Source organism: Paenibacillus sophorae (assembly GCF_018966525.1).
Taxonomy (GTDB): Bacteria; Bacillota; Bacilli; order Paenibacillales; family Paenibacillaceae; genus Paenibacillus_AQ; species Paenibacillus_AQ sophorae.
The window spans coordinates 1-14,773 of record NZ_CP076607.1; the positions used below are offsets into that span (position 1 = coordinate 1).

24 protein-coding genes are annotated in these 14,773 nt (G+C 47.9%); 3 read left to right on the top strand and 21 right to left on the bottom strand.

Going from position 1 to position 14,773, the window contains the following annotated elements:
- Positions 1-174 precede the first annotated feature (174 nt).
- From KP014_RS00005 to KP014_RS00015, 3 genes are all read left to right on the top strand, one after another.
- A complete protein-coding gene (locus tag KP014_RS00005; RefSeq protein WP_051500606.1) occupies positions 175-1,050 on the top strand; it encodes a helix-turn-helix domain-containing protein in 876 nt (291 codons plus the stop codon).
- A 90-nt stretch (positions 1,051-1,140) separates the two neighbouring features.
- Entirely contained in the window at positions 1,141-2,025 is an 885-nt protein-coding gene (locus KP014_RS00010) for an ImmA/IrrE family metallo-endopeptidase (protein WP_051500605.1), read from the top strand.
- 12 nt (positions 2,026-2,037) lie between these two features.
- Positions 2,038-3,234, top strand: coding sequence for a site-specific integrase (locus KP014_RS00015; RefSeq protein WP_051500604.1), 1,197 nt, complete (start codon positions 2,038-2,040; stop codon positions 3,232-3,234).
- Between the two features lie 97 nt (positions 3,235-3,331).
- Here KP014_RS00015 and rpsI read toward each other — a convergent pair whose 3' ends face one another.
- From rpsI to rplE, 21 genes are all read right to left on the bottom strand, one after another.
- Positions 3,332-3,724, bottom strand: a complete 393-nt coding sequence (rpsI, locus tag KP014_RS00020) for a 30S ribosomal protein S9 (protein ID WP_025693047.1) — start codon at positions 3,722-3,724, stop codon at positions 3,332-3,334.
- Positions 3,725-3,744: 20 nt separating this feature from the next.
- On the bottom strand, positions 3,745-4,182 hold the full coding sequence (gene rplM / locus KP014_RS00025; protein ID WP_025693046.1) for a 50S ribosomal protein L13: 438 nt from the start codon (positions 4,180-4,182) through the stop codon (positions 3,745-3,747).
- A 220-nt stretch (positions 4,183-4,402) separates the two neighbouring features.
- A complete protein-coding gene (gene truA / locus KP014_RS00030) occupies positions 4,403-5,182 on the bottom strand; it encodes a tRNA pseudouridine(38-40) synthase TruA (RefSeq protein ID WP_090834687.1) in 780 nt (259 codons plus the stop codon).
- A 267-nt stretch (positions 5,183-5,449) separates the two neighbouring features.
- The gene (gene rplQ, locus KP014_RS00035; protein WP_036589400.1) at positions 5,450-5,815 is read right to left on the bottom strand and encodes a 50S ribosomal protein L17; all 366 of its coding nucleotides are present in this window, start codon (positions 5,813-5,815) and stop codon (positions 5,450-5,452) included.
- A gap of 35 nt (positions 5,816-5,850) precedes the next feature.
- Positions 5,851-6,795 (bottom strand): DNA-directed RNA polymerase subunit alpha, encoded by a 945-nt coding sequence (locus tag KP014_RS00040; protein ID WP_025693043.1) that lies wholly within the window; start codon positions 6,793-6,795, stop codon positions 5,851-5,853.
- 130 nt (positions 6,796-6,925) lie between these two features.
- Entirely contained in the window at positions 6,926-7,321 is a 396-nt protein-coding gene (gene rpsK / locus KP014_RS00045) for a 30S ribosomal protein S11 (protein ID WP_025336652.1), read from the bottom strand.
- 19 nt (positions 7,322-7,340) lie between these two features.
- Positions 7,341-7,709 carry a 30S ribosomal protein S13 gene (gene rpsM / locus KP014_RS00050; RefSeq protein WP_025693041.1) on the bottom strand — a complete coding sequence of 123 codons (369 nt, stop codon included), beginning with the start codon at positions 7,707-7,709 and terminating at the stop codon, positions 7,341-7,343.
- 20 nt (positions 7,710-7,729) lie between these two features.
- Complete coding sequence (gene rpmJ / locus KP014_RS00055; RefSeq protein ID WP_003322638.1) at positions 7,730-7,843, bottom strand: 50S ribosomal protein L36; 114 nt, start codon at positions 7,841-7,843, stop codon at positions 7,730-7,732.
- A gap of 117 nt (positions 7,844-7,960) precedes the next feature.
- Positions 7,961-8,176, bottom strand: a complete 216-nt coding sequence (infA, locus tag KP014_RS00060) for a translation initiation factor IF-1 (protein WP_006212898.1) — start codon at positions 8,174-8,176, stop codon at positions 7,961-7,963.
- A 2-nt stretch (positions 8,177-8,178) separates the two neighbouring features.
- Positions 8,179-8,487 (bottom strand): KOW domain-containing RNA-binding protein, encoded by a 309-nt coding sequence (locus tag KP014_RS00065; RefSeq protein ID WP_036589407.1) that lies wholly within the window; start codon positions 8,485-8,487, stop codon positions 8,179-8,181.
- Positions 8,488-8,497: 10 nt separating this feature from the next.
- Positions 8,498-9,250 carry a type I methionyl aminopeptidase gene (gene map, locus KP014_RS00070; protein WP_036589409.1) on the bottom strand — a complete coding sequence of 251 codons (753 nt, stop codon included), beginning with the start codon at positions 9,248-9,250 and terminating at the stop codon, positions 8,498-8,500.
- Positions 9,251-9,254: 4 nt separating this feature from the next.
- The gene (locus tag KP014_RS00075) at positions 9,255-9,899 is read right to left on the bottom strand and encodes an adenylate kinase (protein ID WP_036589411.1); all 645 of its coding nucleotides are present in this window, start codon (positions 9,897-9,899) and stop codon (positions 9,255-9,257) included.
- A 99-nt stretch (positions 9,900-9,998) separates the two neighbouring features.
- Positions 9,999-11,300 carry a preprotein translocase subunit SecY gene (gene secY, locus KP014_RS00080; RefSeq protein WP_036589413.1) on the bottom strand — a complete coding sequence of 434 codons (1,302 nt, stop codon included), beginning with the start codon at positions 11,298-11,300 and terminating at the stop codon, positions 9,999-10,001.
- Positions 11,300-11,740 (bottom strand): 50S ribosomal protein L15, encoded by a 441-nt coding sequence (gene rplO / locus KP014_RS00085; protein ID WP_036589416.1) that lies wholly within the window; start codon positions 11,738-11,740, stop codon positions 11,300-11,302. Before rplO ends, secY begins: the two co-directional genes overlap by 1 nt.
- A gap of 41 nt (positions 11,741-11,781) precedes the next feature.
- Positions 11,782-11,967, bottom strand: coding sequence for a 50S ribosomal protein L30 (rpmD, locus tag KP014_RS00090; RefSeq protein WP_025697563.1), 186 nt, complete (start codon positions 11,965-11,967; stop codon positions 11,782-11,784).
- Positions 11,968-11,981: 14 nt separating this feature from the next.
- Complete coding sequence (gene rpsE / locus KP014_RS00095; RefSeq protein WP_025694123.1) at positions 11,982-12,479, bottom strand: 30S ribosomal protein S5; 498 nt, start codon at positions 12,477-12,479, stop codon at positions 11,982-11,984.
- 27 nt (positions 12,480-12,506) lie between these two features.
- A complete protein-coding gene (gene rplR, locus KP014_RS00100; protein WP_036589420.1) occupies positions 12,507-12,875 on the bottom strand; it encodes a 50S ribosomal protein L18 in 369 nt (122 codons plus the stop codon).
- An 85-nt stretch (positions 12,876-12,960) separates the two neighbouring features.
- Positions 12,961-13,503 (bottom strand): 50S ribosomal protein L6, encoded by a 543-nt coding sequence (gene rplF / locus KP014_RS00105; protein WP_025697566.1) that lies wholly within the window; start codon positions 13,501-13,503, stop codon positions 12,961-12,963.
- Positions 13,504-13,534: 31 nt separating this feature from the next.
- On the bottom strand, positions 13,535-13,933 hold the full coding sequence (gene rpsH / locus KP014_RS00110) for a 30S ribosomal protein S8 (RefSeq protein ID WP_025694125.1): 399 nt from the start codon (positions 13,931-13,933) through the stop codon (positions 13,535-13,537).
- A 33-nt stretch (positions 13,934-13,966) separates the two neighbouring features.
- Positions 13,967-14,152, bottom strand: a complete 186-nt coding sequence (locus KP014_RS00115; protein ID WP_036589425.1) for a type Z 30S ribosomal protein S14 — start codon at positions 14,150-14,152, stop codon at positions 13,967-13,969.
- A 49-nt stretch (positions 14,153-14,201) separates the two neighbouring features.
- A complete protein-coding gene (gene rplE, locus KP014_RS00120) occupies positions 14,202-14,744 on the bottom strand; it encodes a 50S ribosomal protein L5 (RefSeq protein WP_036589430.1) in 543 nt (180 codons plus the stop codon).
- Between the last annotated feature and the right edge of the window lie 29 nt (positions 14,745-14,773).

Sequence of the window (14,773 nt, forward strand, 5' to 3'; positions counted from 1 at the left end):
TGAATGAATATTTACTGTTTTGTGAATATTCATTCAACAGTATCTATGACGTCAGAATACCTCTTTATCGCACAACATGTCAATGAATATTCATTTAACAAGAACAAATTATGTTGAATAAATCTTCAACAGTGTGTTAATATTAGAATATAAATAACTGAAGGGACGATTAAAATGAAATATTCTGAGTTGTTAACTCAATATATCGAAGCCAGTGGCCTTTCTTTGAGTGAAATCGCTAAAAGAATGGACGAGGAAAAAGGCATAAAAATTGATCGTTCATATATTTCGATGCTAAAAAACGATAAAACAAAAAATCCTGCTTCTGAGGAAATGAATAGAGCTCTTGCCGAAATTACTGGGGGCGATCCGGAACGGCTGGTATTAGCTGCTTACTATGAAAAAGCACCTGTCATTGTTAAGAACTCATTAAAGGATTCTGAACAATATCGGCAATTCAAAAAATTTATAGTTGAATCTGACTTTATTCTTCAGCATTTCAAAGACACGGGGATAGACAATCCTACTGATGAAATGAAGGAAGAGGCGGTAGTTGCTTTCATTGATTCAATAACACATGATGATTTTATTGAGCTTTGGCATGCAATGCTTAAACTTTTGTTGCTTAAAAACCCAAAAGAATTCAGAGAGATTGCAAAATTAACCTATAACAAGCCGATCAACGTAGAAGAAGTCCACAAACTTGAAGAGCTTAGATTAAGAAAAGGTCTGTCTCGGGAAGATGTTGCAACTTCTTTATCGATTCCAGTAAAAGAATATGAATATCTAGAACTTTTAGGAGGGTTCTCATTTTCAAGTGAGAATTCTGATATGTATAAGAAAGCAATCGATTATTTAGAAAGTTTTGAAGGCGGAACAAATAAAGAGGCTCGTGAATTTGAGGCATTTATGAAAAATCCTGAACATGGCTTATTTTTTAAAGATTATCTTGAAGCGCCAGAAGAACGCAAAAAGGAAATGTTGACTTTCTGGAGATTTATTAAGCAGGTTGAAGAGGAAGAGAAAGCGGAAGGCGAAAAGGATAAATAACATAGGATCAGCAAATGTCGTGGCATCAGCTCCGAGCTGATTCCGCTTACCCATACATACGAACACACATTCTTATCCAGGAGGATTAATATGTTTATTCATTACAAAAAAACACATCTTGAAGAATATGTAGAACAACTTTACATAGATCACCACATCATGAGCCCTAAAGATATAACGATTGATTGCATTGCCGCTCGACTTCGGATTCGTCTTAAGTTTTCGCCAATCGAAAGTCGTTCACATCGTCTGAAGTCAGGCACTTTCTGCATGATCCTTGATTCTCGCAAAAACGAAACTGATCAGCGAAAGGATTTTCTACACGAACTCGGTCACTTGTTGCGACATGAAGGAAATCAAATCGCCATGCTGCAATCCTTTGTTCAATATCAAGAAGAAGACAGTGAGCAGTTCGCCTTATATGCTTTGATGCCCTTCTTCATGATTGAGCGATTGGAACTCTCTCCGGACCGTAAACAAGCCGTGCAGCAATTGGCCACCATGTTTGCGGTCGGGACAGAGCTTGCCAGCAAAAGATACGGGCAAATCTTACGCCGCGAATTTGAAGGAACTACACTTGCGGAGACTTCAGCCGCATATCAACCTGGAAAGGAGGTGAAATCTTGTGTGTCAGATGAAGTGCAAATTATGGCCTATTACGATCCATCAGGAACGTATGACGGCCCCTCACAGCTAATCGTCATCCTGGACGAGTGGACATTGATTAACTGCCGTGAAATCGAATTGCCAATTGGCGAAAGACTACCGGAAATAGATCCGGAAGAAATGTTTGGCGCTGAATGCACCCCTGTACACAGCAGCGATGTGATTTGCTTTGATGGCGTTGTTACTCTTCAAGTGTATGAGCTGCTGTACCGATACGGCCTCACAAAGCAAACATTTGTTATCCACATGCGCGATGTGGAAATGTTAATGGCGCGCGATCAATCAATGATCCGAAAATTAAGCTGGTAAGGAGGAATTGTTATGGCAAGTTTTCAAAAATACGACACAAAGGACGGACCGCGCTGGTTGTACAAGTATTACAGCACAATCAATCCAGAAACGGGCAAGCGGAAACAGTCAACAAAGCGAGGATTCAGAACGAAGAAAGAAGCGCAGCTTGACGCCGCTCAGACGGAGAAAGAAATTGCTGATGGATCATTCGTTGCCCAGGATAGAACAATTACCTTCGAGAAGGTGTACGAACAGTGGTATGCTACCCATTCGCCAAACTTCAAGCCCAGCACCAAAAAAGCTGTCCGTTCCAAGTTCAAACAGCAACTGCTACCGCGCTTCGGGAATATCAAAATGGTCGACATCACACGATCTTACTGCCAAGAAGTCATTAACGAAATGGCAAAAAAAATTACGACCATCGACAACATGAAGATGTACGCAAATCAGATCTTTGAGTATGGGATCAAGATGAACATCATTACACGAAACCCGATGAAAGGAGCCGTGATTCCCAAGTCGGATGATGAACATTTGGCAGACAGTCAAAAGGAACGGAATTACTGGGAAAAGCATGAAATCAAACGATTCTTGGGGATAGTCAAAGAGGAATTCGAATTCAAGGATTTTCTTATGTTTCACTTGCTGATCTACACAGGAGCGCGTAAAGGTGAAGTGCTGGCATTGCGCTGGAGCGATATCGACTTCAAGAAAAAAACTGTTTCTCTGAATAAGACACTATTTCACGAAAAAGACAAGGGGTTCATGGCTCTAACATCGAAAACAGCTGCCTCACGGCGCGTTCTGAGTCTGGACGATACAACACTGGGTTTACTCAAAAAACGCCGATCAGAGCAAAATAGGGGCCCTGTGGCACCTATCAATCCTACGGATGACCGGCTCATATTCACCCGCGAGGACGGTACACCGATCCGCTTGGCATATCCAAACGACAAACTGAATGAAATTATCGAGAATCACAAGCTGCACTCTATTACTGTTCACGGCCTGCGGCATACGCACGCTTCACTGCTATTCGAAGCTGGCGCCAGCATCAAAGAAGTGCAGGAACGGCTCGGGCATTCGGATATCAAAATGACCATGAACATTTACACCCATGTCACGAATGCGGCCAAGGAAAAAACCGCCGACCGATTCGAAAAATTCATGGAATCAGAACCACCGGTCACCGGATCGGATGTGGTCACGAATGGTCAGGAAAAATAAATATGGTCAAAATATGGTCACGGCTTGTTTCGAGGGCAAAATAAAAGCCCCTGGCTGTGAGGGCCAGAGGCTGAAATTCCTTGATGCACAAGGGATATTAACGTTTCGAGAACTGAGGCGCACGACGTGCAGCCTTGAGGCCGTATTTCTTACGTTCCTTCATACGTGGGTCACGAGTCAGGAATCCGGCTTTCTTCAAGGAAGAACGGTATTCTGGATCTGCTTTCAGCAGAGCGCGGGAAATACCGTGACGGATTGCGCCGGCTTGGCCGGAAATTCCGCCTCCGTGAGCGATAACCAGAACATCGTAGCTGCCCAGCGTTTCAGTCAGAGTCAAAGGTTGCTTAACAATCAGTTTGAGTGTTTCCAAACCAAAATATTCGTTGATGTCGCGTTTGTTAATGACAATGCGTCCTTCACCCGGTACGAGGCGAACACGTGCTACCGAATGTTTACGACGACCTGTCCCATAGTATTGTACTTGTGCCATGAAACTGTCCTCCCTTATTCTTATCCGCGAAGTTCGTAAACTTCAGGTTTTTGTGCTGCGTGTGGATGCTCGGCGCCGGCATAAACTTTCAATCTCAGCTTCATCGCATTGCCTTGGCGAGTCTTCGGAATCATACCATGAACGGCAGATTCAATTACACGCTCAGGTTTGCTGTTCAGCAAGGTTTCAGCTGTGGTTACTTTCAGACCGCCCGGATGCAGCGAGTGACGGTAGTATTTCTTGTTTTGCAGTTTCTTGCCAGTCAGGTGAATCTTCTCGGCGTTGATAACGATGACGAAGTCGCCAGTATCAACATGAGGTGTAAATTGCGGTTTGTGTTTGCCGCGGATCAAAGCGGCGGCTTCACTTGCCAGACGGCCGAGTGTTTTGCCTTCGGCATCGATAATATGCCAGTTGCGTTCAACTTCGTTCGGCTTCGCCATGTAGGTGGTACGCATGAATAGTTCCTCCTTGTTCTCGTACGAAAATCTCGTATATCTGATTTCTCATCGAAATTACATTTTTGATTGTTAGGTAAAGCATTTTTCAGGGTTTTCTTGATCGGGGCTGTGGGATAGCCATCAAGAAAACACAACTTTTATTTTACAGGATAAGCATGCCAAGTGCAAGAGATTTTCCGATCATTATTTTGCTTTTTTCAGCAAACTGATGTGAATTTCATTCTTGCGAATCCCGGTAGCTTACATCCCATAGCGCCAGTCCTTTAGCCACCGCAGTCGGGCCGGCTGCCGCCCGGTCGCATGCTGCCAGAATGTCCGCTATGGTCTCCGGTCCGCGTTTGCCCTCTCCCACTTGAATCAGCGTACCCATGATAATCCGTACCATATGCTGCAAAAACCCACTGCCGGTAATGTAAGTGTGAATGACACCCTGATCGGACGAGTCCGGCCTGCACATGCTTCGGTCAATCTCCATATACGCTTTATAAATTGTACGGACATGCGAGGTCTTCGTCGATTTCCGCGATGCAAAGGAGGTGAAATCATAGGTGCCGACCAGAGGGACGAGTCCTTTCTCCATTGCCTTCACATCAAGCGCTACGGGATGATGAAACTGAAAGCGCCGCTGAAAAGGATCCGGAAACCGGTTCCCATTGATCGTGTATCGATAGGTCTTCCGCTTGGCTGCCCGGCGGGAATGGAAAGAGAGCGGCACTTCGTGTGCTTCCGTAACCACGATATCTTCCGGCAGACGTGCGTTCAGCGCCAGACACCAGCGCTCAAGCGGAATACGCGACGCTGTCTCGAAATTAAAAGGCTGTCCATATGCATGAACGCCGGCGTCCGTACGTCCGGAAGCGGTAATCTTCAACACTTCACCTGTCAGATGGGCAATAGCCTGTTCCAGCTTATCTTGAACTGTGTTGCCTCCGGGCTGAGTCTGAAAGCCATCATAGTTCGTACCGTCATAGGTGACTTTCATGAATAGATTGCGCATTTCGGCTCTCCTCCCAAAAAAAAGAAGCCCCTTCGGGAGCTCCTTCCATTGAACAAGCGGATTTCCGCGGTTTACTGCACGACTGGCGGACACCTATGCAGATATCCGGTAGATCACGCCGTCGGTAGGAGCCGGGACATGACGCCGCCTCTCCGAAAGAAGAGCCGGGCCATATTCCACTGATACAATAACACGGATCATCCCCTACCCTTCTCCAAAAGAGATGGATAACAGGGGCAATCGGGAAATCAAGCTTGCTGCCATTAACTAGGCACGGTCTACCAGTTCAAGGTACACCATAGGTGCCGAGTCGCCGCGGCGAGGTCCGAGCTTCAGGATACGAGTGTATCCGCCTGGACGTTCCGTATAGCGCGGTGCGATTTCAGCGAACAGTTTTTGAATTGCATCCTGCTCACCGTCGGCAGTTTCGCGGCGTACGAATGCAGCTACTTGACGACGGGCATGCAGATCGCCCTTTTTCGCTTTCGTGATCAGTTTTTCGGCGATGGAACGAACTTCCTTCGCTTTCGCTTCCGTGGTTTGGATGCGCTCATATAAGAACAGGTCCGTTACCAAGTCGCGGAACAATGCTTTACGCGCACTGGAATCACGGCCCAACTTTTGGTATGCCATGTTTTTCCCTCCTCTACTTCGTCAATCTTATCGCTTTATTCTTCGGTACGCAGACCCAAACCGAGCTCTTCGAGCTTCTCCTGAACTTCTTCCAAAGATTTGCGGCCCAGGTTGCGGACCTTCATCATATCTTCTTCCGTTTTCGTGGTAAGCTCCTGCACCGTATTGATGCCGGCGCGTTTGAGACAGTTGTAGGAACGGACCGAAAGATCCAGCTCTTCGATTGTCATCTCAAGCACTTTTTCTTTTTTGTCTTCTTCTTTTTCAACCATAATCTCGGCATCTTTTGCTTCATCCGTAAGACCTACGAACAATACAAGATGCTCATTCAAGATTTTGGCTCCAAGGCTAACAGCCTCTTCCGGTCTGATGCTGCCATCGGTCCAGATTTCCATCGTCAACTTGTCGTAGTTGGTCACTTGACCGACACGGGTATTGTCGATTGTGTAATTCACACGGGAAATCGGAGTGTAGATGGAATCTACCGGAATGACGCCGATCGGCTGGTCTTCGCGCTTGTTACGGTCCGCTTGGACATAGCCGCGACCCCGGCCTGCAAATATACGCATGTGAAGTCTCGCGCCAGGTCCCAGCGTTGCAATATGAAGGTCCGGGTTAAGGATCTCAACATCGCTGTCCGCACGGATGTCACCTGCGGTTACGACGCCTTCCCCTTCAGCATCAATCTCGAACACTTTCTCTTCGTCTGAATGAATCTTCAGGGAAAGAGCTTTGAGGTTCAAAATGATTTCGGTCACGTCTTCCATTACGCCGGGAACGGTGGAGAACTCATGCAGAACGCCGTCAATTTGGACCGAGGTCACTGCGGCTCCCGGAAGGGAGGACAGCAGTATCCGGCGAAGCGAGTTCCCCAGAGTCGTGCCATATCCACGTTCCAGCGGTTCTACTACGAATTTCCCATAGGTTCCTTCATCATTAGCTTCTACGGTCTCAATCTTCGGCTTTTCGATTTCTATCACGAGTGTAACCCTCCTTCAACGTCGCTCCTATATGAAACTGTCACCCCATCAGGTGTATCATGTAGTATGCCTAAACAACCATTATTAGCAGATTGTGCCGGATTTATACCACATTTACATCGCTGATTCACTATACGCGGCGACGTTTCGGCGGACGGCATCCATTGTGCGGAACCGGAGTGACGTCTTTAATGAGGTTAACTTCAAGGCCTGCGGCTTGAAGGGAACGGATGGCTGCTTCGCGGCCCGCGCCCGGTCCTTTAACCATAACTTCGACACTCTTCATGCCGTGCTCCATAGCTGCCTTAGCTGCAACTTCTGCCGCCATTTGGGCTGCGAACGGAGTCGACTTACGGGAACCCCTAAATCCTTGGCCGCCGGAGCTTGCCCAGGAAATAGCGTTGCCGTGAGGATCCGTGATGGTAACGATGGTATTGTTGAACGTGGAACGGATATGTGCCACGCCGGATTCGATATTTTTACGGTCGCGACGTTTCGTACGTACGACTTTTTTCGGTTTAGCCATTGTCTCTTATCCCCCCTTATTATTTCTTCTTGTTTGCTACCGTACGACGCGGGCCTTTCCGGGTACGGGCATTTGTCTTGGTACGTTGACCGCGAACCGGCAAACCGCGACGGTGTCGAACACCGCGGTAGCAGCCAATCTCGGTAAGACGCTTAATATTCAAGGAAATTTCACGACGCAGGTCGCCTTCCACTTTGACCGATTTGTCGATCGTTTCACGTAGTTTGCTGACTTCATCTTCCGTCAAATCACGGACACGTGTATTAACATCGATCCCTGTTTCTTTAAGAATTTTCTGGGAAGTCGTTCTACCGATTCCGAAAATATAAGTCAAGGCGATCTCAACGCGTTTGTCACGTGGCAAATCCACTCCAGCTATACGAGCCATTTTACGCTACACCCCCTTCTTTAACCTTGTTTTTGTTTGTGCTTCGGATTTTCGCAAATTACCATTACAGTCCCTTTGCGGCGGATGACTTTGCATTTCTCGCAAATGGGCTTTACAGAAGGTCTTACCTTCATGCTTATTACCTCCTCAAAGTTTTACGCAGTAAAACTGGGTTCGAAAGCGTCCGCTTAGTTTTACAGGTAGTAAAACTGGCTTCAAAAGCATACATGCACGCTCTGCATAAAGCAGATCTATTTACGGTAAGTTATACGACCTTTGGTTAAATCATAAGGCGATAACTGTACAACCACTTTGTCACCGGTCAAAATACGGATAAAGTGCATCCGCAGCTTACCGGATACGTGAGCAAGAATCTGATGACCGTTCTCCAGCTCAACCTTAAACGTTGCATTCGGCAACGGTTCAATGACGGTGCCTTCCACCTCAATGACATCTTCTTTGGCCACAGCTATTCTCCTTTCTTCATAGCGCTTATTCCGGCGGAGCGTACGTAATTCACAACTGCATAACGCAGCTTTCCATTCGTTACCCGGCCGGTTTCTTTCAGACTGTTCACAACCTCGCTGCTGACGATCGGAGTGAACTCCAGATGAAGGATGTTCTTCTTCTTCGGTCCGTCAAACTTGCGTTTGTCTCCGTCCGCAATATACACAAACCTGCTGTCTACAACAGCGATGACAACGGCAACCTCTCCGGCTTCCTTACCTTTGAGTATTTTCACCAATTGACCGACTTGCGGGCTGCTCTCGGCATTCAACTAAGATCACCTACGCATTCAATTTCGTGAAAATTTCCATGCCTTCCGGTGTAACCGCCACTGTATGCTCAAAGTGAGCACACAACGAACCGTCCACCGTCACGACCGTCCAGTTATCTTCCAGCGTTCGGACATAACGTTTGCCCGCATTGACCATCGGCTCAATGGCGAGCACCATGCCTGCCTTAAGCCGTGGACCGCGGTCTGCAATGCCGTAGTTCGGAATTTGCGGTTCTTCATGCAGTTCTGCCCCAACGCCATGCCCAACATACTCGCGGACCACCGAGAAACCGGCATCTTCGATATATTTTTGAATAGCGTGGGAGATTGTAAACAGGCGCACATCCGGCTTAATCAGCTCAAGGCCTGCATACAGGGAGCCCTCCGTCACATCCAAGAGCCGCTGGGCTTCTTCGGATATGCTGCCTACCCCATAGGTCCAGGCGGAATCGCCGTGATATCCCTTGTACTGCGCTCCAATGTCCAGCGATACGATATCACCTTCCACCAGTTTGCGTTTGCCGGGAAATCCATGCACCAACTGATCGTTGACTGAAGCGCAAATGCTGGCAGGAAAACCATTGTAGCCTTTGAATGACGGCACAGCATCTTGACTGCGAATGTATTGATCAGCGATTCTGTCAAGCTCTCCGGTCGTAATTCCGGGCTGGATAGCCTGTGCCATGAGACGGTGAGTCTCGGCAACAATTCGTCCCGCTTCTCTCATAAAGGCAAGTTCCTGTTCGGACTTACATATGATCATTACACTAACCTCGCAGTAAAGATACAATTTCGGCAGAAACGACGTCGATTTCGTTTTCCCCGTTTACCTGACGCAAAAGACCTTTATTCTCGTAAAAGTGAAGCAGCGGCGCCGTCTTGTTGTCATACTCATCCAATCGCTTGCCAACACTTTCTTCATTGTCATCCGGACGCTGATACAACTCGCCGCCATCGATATCACAGATGCCTTCTTGTTTCGGCGGGTTGAAAATCAAGTGATACGATGCACCGCATACCTTACAAATCCGCCGTCCGGTCAGACGGGCCAGAAGCAGTCCGCGGTCCACGTTCAAATTGATGACATGATTCAGAGAAGTATTCATGCGTGCAAGAAGCTCATCCAGCGCTTCCGCTTGCGAAAGAGTTCTTGGAAAGCCGTCCAATAAAAAACCTTTTTCGCAATCGGACTGCTGCAGCCGCTCTTCCACAATTCCAATCGTTACATCATCCGGTACAAGCAAGCCTTGGTCTATAAAGGATTTGGCTTTCAGACCGACTGGAGTTCCCTGCTTGATCGCGAGACGAAAAGCGTCTCCCGTCGAGATATGGGGTATGTCCAGCTCCTTTACGATAGCCGCAGCTTGTGTTCCCTTGCCTGCCCCAGGCGGGCCCATGAAAAGGATGTTCAAGTTACGTCTCTCCCCTTTAGCAGGATCGCCACCAGGCAAGAAACAGCACAATAGGCGCCGGGAAGTCTGTAATTGAGCTGCTTCACCGGAACCTATCGCCTATTTGTTAATGAAGCCTTTGTAATGGCGTTTAATCAATTGGCTCTCGATCTGCTTCATCGTATCCAGCGCGACGCCGATAACGATGAGCAGCGAAGTGCCGCCGATCTGCACCGACCGCGGCAAACCGGACAAAGAACCGAAGAGCACCGGAAGCACAGAGATGATGGCCAGGAACAGCGCACCCGACATCGTCAGACGGGACATTACCCGGGTCAGATACTTCTCCGTTGCCTTCCCCGGACGAATGCCAGGAATGTAACCGCCGTTCTTTTTCATATTGTCGGCCATCTGCTGCGGATTCATCTGGACAAACGTGTAAAAGAACGTGAATCCGATGATCATGATCACGTAAAGGACCATGCCGAGCGGCCTGTCATGAGAAAGATTGTTGGAGATCCACTGTGCCCAGGCATGAGTCGACCAGAAGTTGGCGATGACAATCGGGAATTGAAGCAGCGATACGGCAAAGATAACGGGGATTACGCCCGCCGCATTGATTTTAAGCGGAATGTGCGTATTTTGTCCACCATACATTTTGTTTCCGACTACGCGTTTGGCATATTGTACGGGAATCTTCCGAATTCCTTGCTGTACGAAGATAACGCCCGTGATAATTGCCACAATCACGATAGCAACGACCACGACTTTAAGAATATTCAGGAAAGTCTGCCCCGGCTGGATAAAGCTCGATTGCGCCGTTGCCGTGAAATATCCCGGAATGCCTGCGACGATTCCCGCAAAAATCAGGATCGAGATCCCGTTTCCGATACCCCTCTCGGTAATCTGTTCACCAAGCCACATCAGAAATGAAGTACCTGCCGTCAAAATAATGGCAACCAGCAGATAGTCCGCAATCGTTGCATTCGGCATCATTTGCGTACCATACATTCGGTTGAAACCGACAGAGGTTGCAAAACCTTGAATCAGAGCCAACACAACCGTACCGTAACGGGTAATTTGCGCCAGCTGTTTTTTACCGTGTTCGCCTTGCTTTGCCCATTCGGCAAACTTCGGCACTACATCCATCGACAAAAGCTGAACGATGATGGATGCAGTAATGTACGGGTAAATGCTGATCGCAAAAATGGAGAAGTTTTTAAGCGCTCCGCCCGAAAACGTGTTGAATAGGTTCATTAAGGCGTTTCCAGCCTCGTTGCCGGCCGATTCAAACACAGTTTTGTCCACACCAGGAACCGGCACGAACGAACCGATTCGGTAGATGATAAATACAAACAGGGTGAACAGAATCTTTTTGCGCAAATCTTCAACATGCCATATATTCTTAAGCGTCTTGAACATTAGATCACCTCGGTTTTACCGCCGGCAGCCTCGATTTTCTCTACCGCAGATTGAGAGAACTTGTTTGCTTGAACTGTAAGTTTTACAGTAACTTCTCCATTGCCGAGAATTTTGATGCCGCTCTTCGCGTTCTTTACAACGCCTGTTTCGAGCAGCAATTGAGGCGTAACTTCCGTTCCTTCTGCAAAGCTGTTCAGTTCCTCCAGATTCACAATCGCGTACTCTTTACGGGTAGGATTGACGAATCCACGCTTAGGCAGACGACGATAGAGTGGGTTTTGGCCACCTTCGAAGCCCGGACGAACACCACCGCCGGAACGAGAGTTTTGACCTTTATGACCACGGCCGGATGTCTTGCCGTTACCGCTGGAAGTACCGCGACCTACACGGTTGCGTTCTTTGCGGGATCCTGGAGCCGGAGCGAGTTCATGTAACTTCATCGTTTGCACCTCCTTATGTCTATTAATGGGTAAAAGGCGACTTAGCCTTCAATTTCAGTTACGGATACGAGATGGCTCACTTTATTGATCATTCCGCGGATCGCAGGATTATCGTTGTGAACCACAGACGAATTGAGTTTACGCAGGCCGAGCGTCTTAACGGTCACACGTTGTGTTTCCGGACGTCCGATCAAACTGCGAACGAGGGTGATTTGCAATTTAGCCATTGACGTTCCCCTCCTTAACCGCGAAGCTCTTCGATAGATTTGCCGCGAAGCTTCGCGACCTCTTCAATGCGCTTCAGACGGGACAATCCCTCCAAAGTTGCATTGACCATATTCATGGAGTTCGAAGAACCTAAAGATTTTGTTAAAATATCGCCAACGCCAGCCAGTTCCAATACCGCACGAACAGGTCCGCCGGCGATAACGCCAGTACCTTCCGATGCCGGTTTCAGCAGTACGCGTCCAGCGCCGAAATGTCCGTTAACCAGGTGAGGAATCGTCGTTCCTACGAGTGGAACGTGGATCAGGTTTTTCTTGGCGTCTTCGATGCCTTTGCGGATCGCATCCGGAACTTCGCCGGCTTTACCGATACCCGCACCGACCCAGCCTTTGCCGTCGCCGACAACAACCAGTGCGCTGAAGCTGAAACGGCGTCCGCCCTTTACAACTTTAGCAACGCGGTTAATGTGAACAACTCTTTCTGTCAGCTCTAAAGTGTTTGGATCTACACGCAAGTCGTTAACCTCCTTTTAAGAATGTTTCTAGAATTCAAGACCAGCCGCGCGGGCTGCATCAGCAAGCGCTTGAATCCGTCCATGATACAGGTAGCCTCCGCGGTCGAATACCACAACTGTATGTCCTTTTGCTTTGGCGCGCTCGGCAACCAGTTGGCCGACTTTGCTTGCAGCTTCAACGCTGCCGCCATTGCCAACAGAATCTTTCAATTCTTTATCGAGCGTCGATGCGGATGCGATAGTTACGCCTTTAACATCGTCGATCAGTTGAGCATAAATGTGTTTGGAAGAGCGGAACACATTCAGGCGAGGGCGTTCAGTAGTACCTTCGATTTTCTTACGTACACGCAGGTGTCTTTTGATACGAGCTTTATTTTTGTCCTCTTTTGTAATCATGACTTCCTTTTCACTCCCTTCACTTTGCCTTAAGGCAGCTTCACGTTAAGACGCGATATGCATCTTAGGATCAAGGCCAGCCGGCTTATTTCTTCTTACCGGCTTTACCTTCTTTACGGATAATGCGTTCGCCCTCATATTTAATCCCTTTGCCTTTATATGGCTCAGGTTCGCGTACGGAACGAATCTTCGCGGCATATGCGCCTACGCGTTCTTTGTCGATGCCTTTTACGATGATTTTCGTGTTGGCAGGAACTTCGAACTCGATGCCCGGTTCCGGAGTGATCTCAACCGGATGGGAGTAGCCGACATTCAGAACGATTTTATCTCCGGATTTGTTTGCACGATATCCGACCCCAACCAGTTCCAGAGATTTGGAGAATCCTTCGGTCACGCCGCTTACCATGTTGTTGACAACGGAGCGGGTCGTGCCGTGAAGAGAGCGATGCAGTTTGTTGTCCGAAGGACGGACAACAAGAATTTCGTTATTTTCAACCGTAACCTTCATATCTTTATGAAGTTCACGAGTCAAAGTACCTTTAGGACCTTTAACGGTAATGACAGTGTTATTCACCGTCACGTCTACACCGCTAGGTACTGCGATTGGTTTGCGACCAATACGAGACATTTGTGTTGCACCTCCTTATCTTGTGACGTGATTACCAAACGTAGGCGAGAACTTCACCGCCGGATTTTGCTTGACGAGCTTCTTTGTCGGTCATAACTCCCTTGGAAGTGGAGATAATCGCGATACCCAGTCCGCCGAGTACACGAGGAACCTCGTTGCTCTTTGTGTATACGCGCAGGCCTGGCTTACTGATTCTTTTCAGACCGGTAATAACACGTTCTTGTTGCGGGCCGTATTTCAGGAAAATCCGGATAAGCCCTTGTTTGTTATCTTCAACAAATTCCGCATCACGGATGAAGCCTTCGCGCTTCAGGATATCGGCGATTTGTTTTTTCAATGTCGAAGCAGGCAGCTCTACCGTTTCGTGACGCACGATGTTGGCATTACGAATGCGAGTAAGCATATCTGCGATAGGATCAGACATAGTCATTTGGTGTAAACCTCCTTCCCGTATATAAACTTCTTACCAGCTTGCTTTTTTCACGCCAGGAATCTGGCCTTTATAAGCTAATTCACGGAAACAAATTCTGCAAATTTTGAACTTTTGCAGTACCGAATGTGGACGACCGCAACGCTCGCAACGTGTGTATGCACGCACTTTGAATTTCGGCTCGCGTTGTTGTTTAACTTTCATCGAAGTTTTTGCCACTTTAGCCTGACACCTCCTAAACAGTTTCGGAGAATTGGACGACCGAACCTTACTTCGCGAAAGGCATTCCCAGTTGAGCCAGCAGCTCGCGGGATTCCTCATCCGTCTTTGCCGTCGTTACGATTACAATATCCATACCGCGGACTTTGTCCACCTTGTCATATTCGATCTCAGGGAAAATCAATTGTTCTTTCAGACCCAGTGTGTAGTTGCCGCGGCCGTCGAAAGCTTTGGTCGAAACACCGTGGAAGTCACGAACGCGCGGAAGCGTTACGTTGAACAATTTATCCAGGAAGTAGTACATGCGTTCACCGCGAAGGGTTACCTTAACGCCGATCGGCATGTTCTCGCGCAGTTTGAAACCGGCGATAGACTTCTTGGCTTTCGTGATTACCGGTTTTTGACCGGCGATCAGCTGCATATCGTTCACAGCGGAATCAAGTACCTTCGAGTTTTGCACGGCGTCGCCTACGCCCATGTTGATAACAACCTTCTCGATTTTCGGCACTTGCATAACCGTTTTATAGTTAAACTTCTGAATCAGAGCCGGCGTAATCTCGTTCAGAAAACGTTCTTTCATTCTTGCTGCCATGAAGAGTTAACCTCCTTTCTTAAGCGATA

Excerpts from the sequence above, each read along its gene's own strand:
- KP014_RS00005 (WP_051500606.1), top strand. The coding sequence starts at position 175 with ATGAAATATTCTGAGTTGTTAACTCAATATATCGAAGCCAGTGGCCTT.
- KP014_RS00010 (WP_051500605.1), top strand. The coding sequence starts at position 1,141 with ATGTTTATTCATTACAAAAAAACACATCTTGAAGAATATGTAGAACAA.
- KP014_RS00015 (WP_051500604.1), top strand. The coding sequence starts at position 2,038 with ATGGCAAGTTTTCAAAAATACGACACAAAGGACGGACCGCGCTGGTTG.
- rpsI (WP_025693047.1), bottom strand. The coding sequence starts at position 3,724 with ATGGCACAAGTACAATACTATGGGACAGGTCGTCGTAAACATTCGGTA.
- rplM (WP_025693046.1), bottom strand. The coding sequence starts at position 4,182 with ATGCGTACCACCTACATGGCGAAGCCGAACGAAGTTGAACGCAACTGG.
- truA (WP_090834687.1), bottom strand. The coding sequence starts at position 5,182 with ATGCGCAATCTATTCATGAAAGTCACCTATGACGGTACGAACTATGAT.
- rplQ (WP_036589400.1), bottom strand. The coding sequence starts at position 5,815 with ATGGCATACCAAAAGTTGGGCCGTGATTCCAGTGCGCGTAAAGCATTG.
- rpsK (WP_025336652.1), bottom strand. The coding sequence starts at position 7,321 with ATGGCTAAACCGAAAAAAGTCGTACGTACGAAACGTCGCGACCGTAAA.
- rpsM (WP_025693041.1), bottom strand. The coding sequence starts at position 7,709 with ATGGCTCGTATAGCTGGAGTGGATTTGCCACGTGACAAACGCGTTGAG.
- rpmJ (WP_003322638.1), bottom strand. The coding sequence starts at position 7,843 with ATGAAGGTAAGACCTTCTGTAAAGCCCATTTGCGAGAAATGCAAAGTC.
- map (WP_036589409.1), bottom strand. The coding sequence starts at position 9,250 with ATGATCATATGTAAGTCCGAACAGGAACTTGCCTTTATGAGAGAAGCG.
- secY (WP_036589413.1), bottom strand. The coding sequence starts at position 11,300 with ATGTTCAAGACGCTTAAGAATATATGGCATGTTGAAGATTTGCGCAAA.
- rplO (WP_036589416.1), bottom strand. The coding sequence starts at position 11,740 with ATGAAGTTACATGAACTCGCTCCGGCTCCAGGATCCCGCAAAGAACGC.
- rpmD (WP_025697563.1), bottom strand. The coding sequence starts at position 11,967 with ATGGCTAAATTGCAAATCACCCTCGTTCGCAGTTTGATCGGACGTCCG.
- rplR (WP_036589420.1), bottom strand. The coding sequence starts at position 12,875 with ATGATTACAAAAGAGGACAAAAATAAAGCTCGTATCAAAAGACACCTG.
- rplF (WP_025697566.1), bottom strand. The coding sequence starts at position 13,503 with ATGTCTCGTATTGGTCGCAAACCAATCGCAGTACCTAGCGGTGTAGAC.
- rpsH (WP_025694125.1), bottom strand. The coding sequence starts at position 13,933 with ATGACTATGTCTGATCCTATCGCAGATATGCTTACTCGCATTCGTAAT.
- rplE (WP_036589430.1), bottom strand. The coding sequence starts at position 14,744 with ATGGCAGCAAGAATGAAAGAACGTTTTCTGAACGAGATTACGCCGGCT.